Annotated in this window: 13 protein-coding genes and 1 pseudogene; 10 read left to right on the top strand and 4 right to left on the bottom strand. The window is 38.0% G+C overall.

Annotated elements, in window-relative coordinates; translation table 11 throughout:
• Positions 1 to 239: 239 nt before the first annotated feature.
• Positions 240 to 1,091: a helix-turn-helix domain-containing protein gene (locus JOC31_RS06080; RefSeq protein ID WP_205017270.1), complete on the bottom strand. Its 852-nt coding sequence runs from the start codon at positions 1,089 to 1,091 to the stop codon at positions 240 to 242.
• 80 nt (positions 1,092 to 1,171) lie between these two features.
• Between JOC31_RS06080 and JOC31_RS06075 the strand changes: the two genes are divergently transcribed.
• The 9 genes and pseudogenes from JOC31_RS06075 (at position 1,172) to JOC31_RS06035 (ending at position 8,272) form a co-directional block, all read left to right on the top strand.
• Entirely contained in the window at positions 1,172 to 1,243 is a 72-nt protein-coding gene (locus JOC31_RS06075; protein ID WP_205017272.1) for an SHP2/SHP3 family peptide pheromone, read from the top strand.
• Positions 1,244 to 1,367: 124 nt separating this feature from the next.
• On the top strand, positions 1,368 to 2,576 hold the full coding sequence (locus JOC31_RS06070; RefSeq protein WP_205017269.1) for an MFS transporter: 1,209 nt from the start codon (positions 1,368 to 1,370) through the stop codon (positions 2,574 to 2,576).
• Positions 2,577 to 2,870: 294 nt separating this feature from the next.
• On the top strand, positions 2,871 to 3,461 hold the full coding sequence (locus JOC31_RS06065; protein WP_205017268.1) for a type IV toxin-antitoxin system AbiEi family antitoxin domain-containing protein: 591 nt from the start codon (positions 2,871 to 2,873) through the stop codon (positions 3,459 to 3,461).
• Positions 3,461 to 4,297 (top strand): nucleotidyl transferase AbiEii/AbiGii toxin family protein, encoded by an 837-nt coding sequence (locus JOC31_RS06060; RefSeq protein ID WP_205017267.1) that lies wholly within the window; start codon positions 3,461 to 3,463, stop codon positions 4,295 to 4,297. Before JOC31_RS06065 ends, JOC31_RS06060 begins: the two co-directional genes overlap by 1 nt.
• Positions 4,298 to 4,369: 72 nt before the next feature.
• Positions 4,370 to 5,033 (top strand): annotated as a pseudogene (locus tag JOC31_RS06055) (recombinase zinc beta ribbon domain-containing protein); the annotation flags it as partial.
• A 134-nt stretch (positions 5,034 to 5,167) separates the two neighbouring features.
• Positions 5,168 to 5,953 carry a Cof-type HAD-IIB family hydrolase gene (locus tag JOC31_RS06050; RefSeq protein WP_205017266.1) on the top strand — a complete coding sequence of 262 codons (786 nt, stop codon included), beginning with the start codon at positions 5,168 to 5,170 and terminating at the stop codon, positions 5,951 to 5,953.
• Entirely contained in the window at positions 5,954 to 6,772 is an 819-nt protein-coding gene (locus tag JOC31_RS06045) for a Cof-type HAD-IIB family hydrolase (protein ID WP_205017265.1), read from the top strand.
• Positions 6,773 to 6,782: 10 nt separating this feature from the next.
• Positions 6,783 to 8,078 carry a signal recognition particle-docking protein FtsY gene (ftsY, locus tag JOC31_RS06040; protein WP_205017264.1) on the top strand — a complete coding sequence of 432 codons (1,296 nt, stop codon included), beginning with the start codon at positions 6,783 to 6,785 and terminating at the stop codon, positions 8,076 to 8,078.
• Positions 8,079 to 8,089: 11 nt separating this feature from the next.
• Complete coding sequence (locus JOC31_RS06035; RefSeq protein WP_205017263.1) at positions 8,090 to 8,272, top strand: cytochrome O ubiquinol oxidase; 183 nt, start codon at positions 8,090 to 8,092, stop codon at positions 8,270 to 8,272.
• A 98-nt stretch (positions 8,273 to 8,370) separates the two neighbouring features.
• Here the strand turns inward: JOC31_RS06035 and JOC31_RS06030 are convergent, their stop codons facing one another.
• The 3 genes from JOC31_RS06030 to JOC31_RS06020 are packed head-to-tail and all read right to left on the bottom strand — an operon-like array spanning position 8,371 to position 10,262.
• A complete protein-coding gene (locus tag JOC31_RS06030; RefSeq protein ID WP_205017262.1) occupies positions 8,371 to 9,186 on the bottom strand; it encodes a TIGR03943 family putative permease subunit in 816 nt (271 codons plus the stop codon).
• Complete coding sequence (locus tag JOC31_RS06025) at positions 9,183 to 10,088, bottom strand: permease (RefSeq protein ID WP_205017261.1); 906 nt, start codon at positions 10,086 to 10,088, stop codon at positions 9,183 to 9,185. The genes JOC31_RS06030 and JOC31_RS06025 overlap by 4 nt, the downstream gene beginning before the upstream one ends.
• Before the next feature lie 24 nt (positions 10,089 to 10,112).
• The gene (locus JOC31_RS06020) at positions 10,113 to 10,262 is read right to left on the bottom strand and encodes an SPJ_0845 family protein (RefSeq protein ID WP_205017260.1); all 150 of its coding nucleotides are present in this window, start codon (positions 10,260 to 10,262) and stop codon (positions 10,113 to 10,115) included.
• A gap of 188 nt (positions 10,263 to 10,450) precedes the next feature.
• Here JOC31_RS06020 and JOC31_RS06015 point away from each other — a divergent pair, with 188 nt between their 5' ends.
• Positions 10,451 to 11,503 carry an LLM class flavin-dependent oxidoreductase gene (locus tag JOC31_RS06015; protein ID WP_205017259.1) on the top strand — a complete coding sequence of 351 codons (1,053 nt, stop codon included), beginning with the start codon at positions 10,451 to 10,453 and terminating at the stop codon, positions 11,501 to 11,503.
• Positions 11,504 to 11,564: the final 61 nt, after the last annotated feature.

Here is an 11,564-nt window from a genome sequence, read left to right as displayed (position 1 = left end):
GCTTTTCATTATAAGTCATGTGGGGCTTTTTTCATACCGCTAAAAAGCCCTACAATATCTGAATGAGATTTACCCACTACAGAAATTATAGAGCCATAGAATATAAAGAAAGCCTTGGAATGGATTGTTTCCAAGGCTTTTTTCTTGTCTAATGGTATAAGTGAATAGTTGTTAAAGTGGTTGTTTTTATTGAGACACCCTTGATATATAAAACGTTAAAAGATAGAGAATGATTTCACTTATTCCTTGTTAACTAATTTATCAAGATGGTCGGTGTAATGTAATTTTAACTTGTCTTCTCCTAAAATATCAAGTACTTGAATAGATTGTTTCATCTTTTCAATTCCAGTACCTGATTGTTGCTTAAATTCATAGTACCCGGTCGCATAGAGAAAGACTGTCTGTTCATAAAAGTTCAATTCATTATCTAACAATACTTTTATTTCATCAATTAAATAGGAGCAGTTAGCATATTCTTCCTTATCGATACTAAGAATAAAACAATTGATAGCTAATTGAGTGACTATTCGTTTATTAGTTTTATTTAGAGAAGAGTAGATATAATTATTTAACATTTCCTTTGTTAATAAGAAATAGGAATTGTAGTTAATTGTTCGAACACAGTTACCTAATAAAATAATCTCATAGTACCCCCATTTTTCTACTTTGAAGAGGTAATCTGTCAGTTGAAGTAATTCATCATCTGATGGAATGATGCTTGAATCCATTGTGTGTAAAATGGACTTTACCATTGTTTTTTCAAAAGAATCTAAAGTGTAATTTGAGGAATCCGAAAGTAGAGATTGTATATTATTGATGTTTTGTGATGAATATTGTTGACGGATGTACTGTACTAAATTGGTGAATGATTCCGTTTTGGTATAGTACTGATCATGTAAAATAAGGAACTCATCTAACGTAATGTGTAATTTGTCTAGAATATTGATTAGTCGAATACAAGATATTTCTGATTCTCCACGCTCAAAACGAGAGATTTGTGATTTTGAAAGATGTTCATCTGCTACAGAGCATAGACTAATTTGTTTTCCTTTACGAACTTTTCTAAGTGTGATGCCAAGTTTTGATTTCATATTTTTCCCACTTTCCCAACACAAATTAACTCAATTTTTATTTATTGTACAATAAATAAAAATTGAAAGGAAGTCCGATTATGAAGAAAATTTCAAAATTTTTGCTGATTTTGATTTTGGTGATGGATATTATCACTATTGTTGGTGGGTAATTTGCTTAGCTATAAGAAAGGCGATAAAATTGAAAAATGTAAGTTAGTAAGGAATAATATTCCCGATAATATTAAGGCTTCAAATACCTGATAAAAGAAAATATTAATAATTAAGGAGTTGCTCTTGAAAATAGATACAAAAAATATAACTTACCTTACTGTAAGTAGAGTTATATCTCGAATAGGAGATATCATGTTTGATTTCGCCAATAATACATTTTTGGCAAGTATTAATCCGACTTCTCTGTCACTGGTTGCAATCTATCAATCTTTAGAAAGTGTGATAGGTGTTCTATTTAATTTGTTTGGTGGGGTTATTGCTGATAACTTCAAGCGAAAAAAAATTATCATTGGAACTAATATCTTATGCGGTATTGCTTGTATAGGTCTTTCGTTCCTATCTCAACAACAATGGTTGGTGTATGCGATTGTCATCACCAATGTTATTTTGGCTTTTATGAGTGCCTTTTCTGGACCGTCATATAAAGCATTTACGAAAGAAATTGTGAAGAAAGATGATATAACAAAACTAAATTCCTATTTGGAAACAACTAGTACCATTATTAAAGTAACTATACCAATGGTAGCAATTTTCCTATATAATATATTGGGCATACATGGTGTATTATTATTAGATGGATTATCGTTTTTAATTGCTGCATCACTAATTTTCTTTATTATACCTATTAATGAAGAAGTGGTCACAAAGGAGAAAATGACAATAAGTGGAGTCTTTAACGACTTAAAAATAGGGTTCAAGTATGTCTACAACCATAAGCCAATATTTATTATTATCATTCTCTCTGCCTTAGTTAATTTTTTTCTAGCAGCTTATAATTTATTGCTACCTTATAGTAATCAAATGTTTGGAGAAATATCAGAGGAGCTTTATGGAACATTTTTAACAGCAGAAGCAATTGGTGGATTTATTGGAGCGATATTAAGTGGTTTTGTCAATAAATCTTTATCAAGTAAACGTTTAATGCTCCTATTAGCGTGTTCGGGTATTATGTTAATGTTATCTACTCCGTTTTATTCTCTATTCCACAATGTCATTGTTCTAGCCTTGTCTCCAGCACTGTTTAGTCTATTTTTATCTATTTTTAATATCCAATTTTTCTCTATCGTTCAAAGAGATGTAGATAATGAGTTTCTTGGTAGAGTCTTTGGTATCATTTTTACGGTAGCTATACTTTTTATGCCGGTTGGGACTGGATTTTTCTCAGTGGTTTTAGAGCCGAATAATACTTTTAATCTCTTCATTATTGGAGGATCCATCACTGTGTTATCACTAGTCTTTGGAGCTTTATTTAAGAGATATGATATAAGTTGACAGTTCTAACTAAGTAAAATTAGGTATATTGATTCGAAAGAATTTAAAAGCACTTCGTTGATAATGTACTGCCCCCAAGAAGTTAGACATTATATTTTAAGTGAAGGATTTAGTTCTGAATTGCACAGGACTAAGTCCTTTTAGTTTAGTTTTTATTCGTTTGCCAAAAGCTCGTGCTTTGGTGTCAGTCTTATTGAAGGAATTAGATCCGAAATAGTTGATATAAAAGAAATAAAATGCTAACATTTAATGAAAGTGTTAGCATTTTATTTCTTTTGAAAGGAGCCTGCCATTATGAATAGTAGTGAAAGTATTATGACTGCATTTCAACAACATCAAGGATTTTTGACCTTTCAACAGGTGGTTGAAGAGAAACTACCTTACAAATTGTTGTTGAGAATGATTGAAGAGGGGCTAGTAGAGGTTGAAGAAAAGGGGTTATATCGCCTCCCTGATACTTATCTGGATGAATGGTTTGTGGCACAGCAACGTTTTTCAAAAGGAATTTTTTCTTTAGAAACGGCTCTTTGGCTAAATGGCCTATCGCTAACAGTTCCGTTTGAAATGACCATGAGTTTTCCATATGGAACTAATACAAAAAATATCAAAGCAGAAGGTATACGTCCGATAGCTCTTCGTTCTTATTACGATGAAGGAATTGTAGAACTTGAAAGACAAGTGGGGCAGAAGATTAAGGTATATGAGCCAGAGAGAGTTTTAGCAGAGTGTTTAAGGCCAATTTATCAGGTTGATGTTCAAGTTATTGCTCCTGCATTTAAGATGTATTTTCAAAATCACAAAGTTAACTATTCAAAACTTTTTCACTATGCACAGTTATTCAAGGTGACTAATAAGTTACAATCTTATATGGAGGTATTAGCCTAATGTTTTCCAATGCAAATAGCTTTAAGGCAAAGATTAAGAATATGGCTAAGGATAGAGGTATTCCTGCCCAGCAGCTCCAACAAAACTTCCTGATTGAACAGGTGTTGAAATTGATTGCTAAAAGTTCTTATAAGGATTCTTTTATTGTTAAAGGTGGTTATCTAAGAGGACAGTTGATAGGACTTGATAAGCGAACGACGATGGATTTAGATGTGACGCTTAAAGGGACTGCACTTAATCAAGAGAATTTGATTGCTATCTTCGAGGAGATTCTTTCAGATTCGGAGGATGTCTTTTCATTTGAAGTGGATAAATTAGAGCCGATTCGTCAAGATGACGAATATGGGGGATTTTCTCTAAAACTTAATGCTACGTTTGATACCTTAAGAGAGGTTGTATTTATAGACATTACAACAGGTGATAAGATTACGCCTCGAGAAATTACTTATTCGATGCCATCTTTATTTACTAATGAAACCATTGAGGTTTGGACTTATAATTTGGAAACTGTTCTAGCTGAAAAATTGGAAACTATTATTAGCCGAGGAGTAGTATCAACACGTCCTCGTGATCGTTATGACCTTTTTACCTTGTATCATATCAGAAAAGACGAGATAGATTTCGATGTGTTGCGTAAAGCTCTAGAGAATACTGTTGAAAAACGAGGTAGTAAAGAGATTATCGACATTTGGGAAAGTCAGCTAGATAGCATTGAAATTTCTGATTATCAAAAGCAACTTTGGACACGTTATCAAAGACAATTCAAATATGCACAAGATATTTCTTTTGAGAAATCAGTTCAGATTGTTAGAGAACTCATGACAACTATTATGTAATATAAAACGGTTCATTACCATATGTTGGGTAGTGAACTGTTTTTGTGTCTAGTCCTTCTGATGAAAAGGAACATTATCAAACGTGAGGTGTTTGATTTGGCCCATGTTGAATTGGATAAACTTGAAAAGAAAAGGCAGACCAGTAACATCTTTACAGGAAGATTGTACTGCGGTGCTTGTGGGGCGTCTTTTGGAAGTAGGGTGTGGCATTCCATCAGCAAGTACAGAACTATCTACCAGTGCAATGGCAAGTACAAGGGTGAGCATAAATGTCAGACAACTTATGTGACGGAAGAAGCAATTAAAGCATGGTTCCTATCAGCCATCAATCAACTTCTCAGCAATCGAGATGAGATTATCGCAAATACAGAGCTCTTAATTGACATGGCAAAAGACACTACACCACTTGAATCTAGGATTAATGATTTGGAGCATCATCTTGAAACCATACGACAAGACATCGAGGACTTGGTCGATAGGAATGCAAGGAAGGCTCAGAATCAAAATCTTTACCAAGAACAGTACGATACCTTGGTAACAGCCTACTAAGAAAAACAGAAAGAGTTGCAGGAAACTAGATCAGCCTTGATGGTTTTATCTAAAAGCTCAAAGAGCAGGATGACCTCATCACAGATTTCAATTAAGAACTCTGGCAGACTAGTGTCGAGCGATTGGATATAAAGGAAATAAGAAAATCAGCCTAACCTTCAAAAATGGCGTGAAGATTGATTTATAGCAGATAAGGGCGTGTCAATTTGGCGCGTCTTTTTTTGGTGTTTCTGTGTTATAATAGAAGAAGTTATATTAGGATTTGTGATGCATATCCCACTCGGGTTTTGCACCCCCTTGAAAGGGAAAAGGTTAGATTGTATGATTAAACTAATAGCAACAGATATGGATGGGACTTTCTTGCGAAAGGATGGCACCTATGATCGTCAGCGTCTGGCGATTCTACTAGAAGCTTTTGGAGATGATATGATCTTCACGGTAGCTAGTGGACGTGCTTTAATTGCGGTGGATAAGCTCTTTGAGGGCTTTGTAGATCGTATTGCCATTATTGCTGAAAATGGAGCTGTCGTCCAATACAAAGGAGAGATTCTTTTTGAACAAAAGATGGCTCCTGAGGATTATCTTGGGATTGTGGATCTTTTAAATCAGTCAGATGATTGTGCGGGTTACCTCTTGTCAGGACGTTGTGGATCATACGCTCCCTTGGATGCTAGCCAAGACTATGTGGAACACATGACACATTATTACGAAAATGTGCAACGATGTGATCTGACTCAGGTCGAGGATGACATTTTTAAAGTGACCTGCCAATTCACAGCAGATACGGTAGCAGCGCGTGAGATTTGGTTGAATCAAAATCTGAAAGGAAAAACAGCGGTCACAACTGGCTTTGACGCTATGGATATTATCTTTTCAGATTTACATAAGGCAACAGGTCTCAAGGCTTTGGGACAGGAACTGGAGATTTCTCCTGAAGAAATGATTGGTTTTGGGGATAATCTTAATGATTATGAAATGCTAGATTTTGTCGGAAAAGCAGTGGCAACTGAAAATGCCCGCCAGCAAATCAAGGATATTTCAGACGAGGTTATTGGACATTGTGAGGACGAGGCAGTGATTGCCTACATGGAAGGATTGGTGAAATAGATGGCAGATATAAAAGTTTTGGCATTGGATATGGATGGTACTCTTTTTAACAGTCAAAAAGAAGTGACACCTGAGAACCGTCAAGCTCTAGCAGCAGCTCGTGATTTAGGCGTGAAGGTTGTTATCACAACAGGACGCCCTTTGAAGGCTATCCAGCATATCTTAGAAGACTTGGGTCTCTACAATGAAGATAACTATAGCATTACCTTTAACGGTGGCTTGGTACAACGGAATAACGGCGATATTTTAGCTAAGACTGAGTTGAGCTTTAAGCAAGTTGAAGCTATTTATCAAGCTATGGAGCCTCTAGGTTTACCTGTGGATGTTATCAGTGATGGTGTGGTTTACAGTCTAGAGAGTCAAGGAAATCACTCAGACTATCACAAGGCAAATCCGATGCTGACCTTTGTTGAGATTGATTCACTAGCAGACTTGCCAAGAGACATCGTCTATAACAAAATTGTTATTGTGACTGATGCAAGCTTTTTGGATCAGCAGATTCCTAAAATCCCAGCCAATTTGTATGAGCAGTTTGAACTTTTCAAATCACGTGATATTATTTTAGAAATCATGCCAAAAGGTGTTCATAAGGCAGTTGGGCTTGATCTATTGACCAAGCATTTGGGAATGACTGCAGCCAATGTTATGGCTATGGGAGATGAAGAAAATGATCTTTCTATGCTTGAGTGGGCAGGCTGGGGTGTTGCTATGGCAAATGGCGCAGCAATTGCTAAAACAACTGCTAATGCAGTAACAACAAAAACTAATGATGAATCGGGTGTCGCAGAAGCGGTTCACCAGTATATCCTAGATAAGTAAAGGAGAAGAAATGGGGTTATTTGATCGCCTATTTGGAAATACACAAGAAGACGTTGACACTAGTCAGCCAAAAGAAAATCTAACCAGTCAAGAGCAAGTAGATACAGCGCAGGCAGAGCCCGTCGAAGCTGAGACAGCTGAGGTGCAAGAGCTATTAGAAGACGAGCTCGTTGTGAGTAGCAGTGAGTCAGAGCTGTCACAGGAAGTTACGTCAGAGCAAGCGTCATTGACAGAAGGTCAAGAGCATTTCAATGCTGTGATGGCAGATTATTATGCCAAAAAAGCGGCAGCCAAAGAAGCTCAGGAAAAGGGTCAAGAAATCCATTTCCAAGCTGTGGAAACCAAGGTTGTTAGCCAAGAAGAACCAGAACCTGCCAGTGAGACGACGGAAGATAAGTATAATCGCAGTCTTAAAAAGACCCGTACAGGATTCGCTGCGCGTCTGAATGAGTTCTTTGCCAACTTCCGCAGGGTCGATGAAGACTTTTTCGAAGAATTGGAAGAGTTGCTTATCCTATCTGATGTGGGTGTAACTGTTGCTACACAGTTGACAGAGGACTTACGCTATGAAGCCAAACTTGAAAATGCCAAGAAACCAGAAGATTTGCAACGTGTCATCATTGAAAAACTTGTCAATATTTATGATAAAGACGGTGTCTATAATGAGAAAATTAATTTTCAAGATGGTTTGACAGTGATGCTCTTTGTAGGGGTCAATGGTGTCGGTAAAACAACTTCTATCGGAAAACTGGCCCATAAATATAAGACTGAAGGCAAAAAGGTTATGTTGGTTGCTGCAGATACCTTCCGTGCAGGGGCAGTAGCCCAATTACTTGAGTGGGGACGTCGTGTAGATGTTCCAGTTGTAACAGGTAAAGACAAGGCAGACCCTGCTTCTGTCGTCTTTGATGGTATGGAAAAAGCTGTCGCAGAAGGTGTAGATATCTTGATGATTGATACAGCTGGTCGTTTGCAAAACAAAGACAACCTTATGGCTGAGCTGGAAAAGATTGGACGTATCATCAAACGTGTGGTTCCAGAGGCACCGCATGAAACGCTTCTTGCCTTAGATGCCTCTACAGGTCAAAATGCCCTTAGCCAAGCTAAAGAGTTTTCAAAAATCACACCTCTGACAGGATTGGTCTTGACCAAAATCGACGGTACTGCTAAGGGTGGGGTCGTTCTTGCCATCCGTGAAGAGCTTGCTATTCCTGTTAAGCTGATTGGTTTTGGTGAAAAAATAGATGACATTGGTGAATTTAATTCAGAAGATTTCATGAGAGGTCTTTTGGAAGAATTGCTTTAAAGAGGGGGAGTGTGATGTTTGTCAAAAACTACCTATCTACCATTTTAATGACGACTGCCTGTTTAGCTTTGAGCATTTTCTTCTTCATGAGACAAGAATGGCTATGGCTTATTGTATGGGTCGTGGTAACAGTTATTAACCTCTATCGCCTAGCTTTGGGCTATAAAAAAATGGCGATGACGTCCAAAGATTAAACTGAAACATATAAAAACCGAGTTTGGAATATCCAAACTCGGTTTTTATATGTTGACTGCTGATGCTTAGAAAAGCTACTTTCTAGGCTATATCTGTTCTAAAAGACACGATAGACGTATGGGTTTTTAGGTTCTTGTACTTCAGTTGCATCACTGATTTGTAGGACAGGAAGGTTCTGTTTTAATTCTTGGTTGTATTCTAGGCTAATTTTTCCAGTAACGGTTAACCAACTATTATTTGCATAGTTCTGTGGCCAACCGGTGGTCAACAAGCCATAGACACCAGAATCGGCAATACAGTGGATGATACCGAAGCGAAAGAGGTACTGATAGCCAGAGTGATTCGGCTCGTTATAGACAAATCCAGTGAAGCGAATACTGCGTCCCATAAACTGATCTGGATAGACATAGATAAGCTCCATCAGTTCCATATAGTTTTCAGTTGTGATGGTTAATTCGCCACTTCCCTGATATTTTTTGAGCTCTTTTGCCATCTCTTTTTCATAAGCTGACGCTGTAAAATAAGAACTGGTATCAGGTTTTAGATACTGGATAGAGACATTGTCTTCGGCAGCTGTTTGGGCATTGCTGCCAGATGCTAATGGGAAGTAGTAGCCTTTTGCAGATACCGTTGTAGAATCTAGAGTTACTGTAGGCACTAAAAGCCCAACTAAAACAGGAAAGACAAGAATCAAGGGACTGGTTAGCTTTGCCCATTTTCCAGTCAAGTGACTGTGTGTGCGGACCTTACGAGCCCAGAGGATAAGTTGTACAACAGCTAAAATAAAGGACAAAACCATTGAAATGTATGCTAAGTAGCTGTAATGGATATTGATGTACTGATTGAGTTTGCCAGTCACATTGAGGTACATGACAAGCTCAAAATAACCTGCTAAAATGAGAAATCGAATCATGCGAGGACCTCCACTAATAAGCAGTAGACGATGATGACAAGACTAGATGTTGCAACAAATTGTATGATGAAGCGTGGTTTAAAAGACTTAACCATCATCAGTAGGTTTTTTATATCAACCATCGGTCCAATAAGCAAGAAAGCAAGGACTGGTCCCATGCCAAATGTTGAGACCAAAGAAGCACCGATAAAGGCATCTGCTTCGCTACAAAGCGAAAGAATAAAAGCCATTAGCATCAGAATTAAAATGGCAACGATAGGATTGTGTCCAATGCTAGTCAAGATACGAGTTGGAACATAGATTTGCATTGCAGAGGCAAGGAGTGTCCCAAAAATCAAGTAGCGACCTGTATCGAAAAACTCATCAATAGCATGTACCAAGGCGAGAAATAGCTTCTTAAAGAAACCATGGTGACTATAATCGTGATGATGAATCGGAGGTCTATTGTCTTTTAGAATCTGTTCATCAACGACAAATCCCAGTAAAATTCCTAGAATGCTAGCCACACAGATAGCTCCCAGTAATCGTAAAGTCACATAGGTCCAAGAATTTCCAAATGCTGAGTATGTAGCAAACAGGACAATGGGATTGATGATAGGAGCAGTTGCTAGAAAAGGAACAGCCGTATAGGAGGGCACCTGCTTTTCTAAAAAGCGAGTAATAATTGGAACAATCCCACACTCACAAGAGGGAAAGAGAAAGCCGATAAAGGTGCCAAATAGGATGCGAAGCCATTTGTTTTTAGGTAAGTAGCGGTGGACGGTGTCAGGGGTTACAAAGACCTCGATGATACCAGATAAGATGGACCCCAGTAAAACAAAAGGAAGTGCTTCGATAATGATTGATATAAAGATGGCAAACCACTGAAGCACACTAGATGGCAGTTGATTTAAAATAGCCATGATTTCACCTTCTGATTCAAATGATTAATTTGCTTTAACAGCTTTATCTGAGCTGTTTTTCTCTTTGTCTTGATTTTTGCCAGCATTTGGATCTGAATCTATTTTGTCTGGTAGTTTTGCAAATTGCTCGAACAAGCTTTCCATTGAATCTTCTTTTTTGTAAGTAATAGCCATGATAGACTCCTCTTTTCTATAATAATAACGTCTTCTATTATACTTGTTTTTTTAAAAAAAGGGGGATTTGAGGTACAGGAGACGAAAAGTGAGTTTATCTTATAGTATTTTTTGATCTTGAGCCAAATAGTTTATTTTAATACTAATTAGTGATAAAATAAACTCATCAAAGAAAGAGGTATATGATTATGGGAAAACAAATCGAACTCGGTATTTCAACATTTGGAGAAACAACAGTCTTGGAGGAGAGTGGACAGACCTACAGCCATGCACAGCGCATTCGTCAGTTGGTTGCTGAGATTGAGTTGGCAGATCAGGTGGGACTAGATGTCTACGCTATCGGAGAGCATCATCGAGAGGATTTTGCGGTTTCTGCACCTGAAATCGTCTTGGCTGCAGGAGCGGTAAACACCAAACATATCCGCCTTTCGTCTGCAGTGACGATTCTATCGTCGATAGATCCTGTTCGTGTCTATCAGCAGTATGCGACTATTGATGCCTTGTCAAATGGCAGAGCTGAGATTATGGCTGGTCGAGGCTCCTTTATTGAGTCGTTCCCATTATTTGGTTATGACCTAGCAGATTATGATGAGTTATTCAATGAAAAACTTGATATGCTACAGGCTATCAAGGCAAATACGACTCTAAATTGGAAAGGTCACTTGACACAATCGGTTGACCATCGTCCAGTTTACCCAAGAGCCGTTCAAGAGGATTTCCCGATCTGGGTGGCAACTGGAGGTAACCTTGACTCAACGGTAAGAATTGCAGAGCAGGGGCTACCGATTGTCTATGCAACCATTGGTGGCAACCCAAAACATTTTGCCCAGCTTGTTGCTATTTACAAGGAAATCGGCAGCCGACACGGCTATAGCGATGAACAGTTGAAGGTTGCAGCTCACTCATGGGGATGGATTGAGGAAGATAAGCAATCAGCTATCGAACGTTATTTCTACCCTACTAAGCAGACGGTTGACAATATTGCCAAAGGGCGCCCTCACTGGAGAGAGATGACCAAGGAACAGTATTTGCAGTCTGTCGGACCAGAAGGTGCCATGATGGTTGGAGACCCTAAAGCAGTCGCTCAAAAGATTATTCAACTCATTGAAGATTTGTCGCTAGATCGTTTTATGCTCCATTTACCAGTTGGTTCAATGCCACACGAAGACGTTCTAAAGGCTATTGAACTCTATGGTAAAGAAGTCGCTCCTTTGGTTAAAGCACACTTTGAAGCAAAATAGAAGCTTATTCAAGAATTCTTAAAATGAAACTAATAAAGACATGGTCCATCAGACTATGTCT

This window comes from Streptococcus saliviloxodontae (assembly GCF_016908655.1).
Classification (GTDB): Bacteria; Bacillota; Bacilli; order Lactobacillales; family Streptococcaceae; genus Streptococcus; species Streptococcus saliviloxodontae.
Note: the sequence above shows the minus strand (reverse complement) of the source record. Positions and strands in the feature narration are given on the sequence as shown.

Bases quoted from the DNA above. Each gene is read 5' to 3' on its own strand.
- JOC31_RS06045 (WP_205017265.1), top strand. From the start codon at position 5,954: ATGGCAGATATAAAAGTTTTGGCATTGGATATGGATGGTACTCTTTTT.
- JOC31_RS06020 (WP_205017260.1), bottom strand. From the start codon at position 10,262: ATGGCTATTACTTACAAAAAAGAAGATTCAATGGAAAGCTTGTTCGAG.
- JOC31_RS06025 (WP_205017261.1), bottom strand. From the start codon at position 10,088: ATGGCTATTTTAAATCAACTGCCATCTAGTGTGCTTCAGTGGTTTGCC.
- JOC31_RS06050 (WP_205017266.1), top strand. From the start codon at position 5,168: ATGATTAAACTAATAGCAACAGATATGGATGGGACTTTCTTGCGAAAG.
- JOC31_RS06030 (WP_205017262.1), bottom strand. From the start codon at position 9,186: ATGATTCGATTTCTCATTTTAGCAGGTTATTTTGAGCTTGTCATGTAC.
- JOC31_RS06060 (WP_205017267.1), top strand. From the start codon at position 3,461: ATGTTTTCCAATGCAAATAGCTTTAAGGCAAAGATTAAGAATATGGCT.
- ftsY (WP_205017264.1), top strand. From the start codon at position 6,783: ATGGGGTTATTTGATCGCCTATTTGGAAATACACAAGAAGACGTTGAC.
- JOC31_RS06080 (WP_205017270.1), bottom strand. From the start codon at position 1,091: ATGAAATCAAAACTTGGCATCACACTTAGAAAAGTTCGTAAAGGAAAA.
- JOC31_RS06015 (WP_205017259.1), top strand. From the start codon at position 10,451: ATGGGAAAACAAATCGAACTCGGTATTTCAACATTTGGAGAAACAACA.
- JOC31_RS06065 (WP_205017268.1), top strand. From the start codon at position 2,871: ATGAATAGTAGTGAAAGTATTATGACTGCATTTCAACAACATCAAGGA.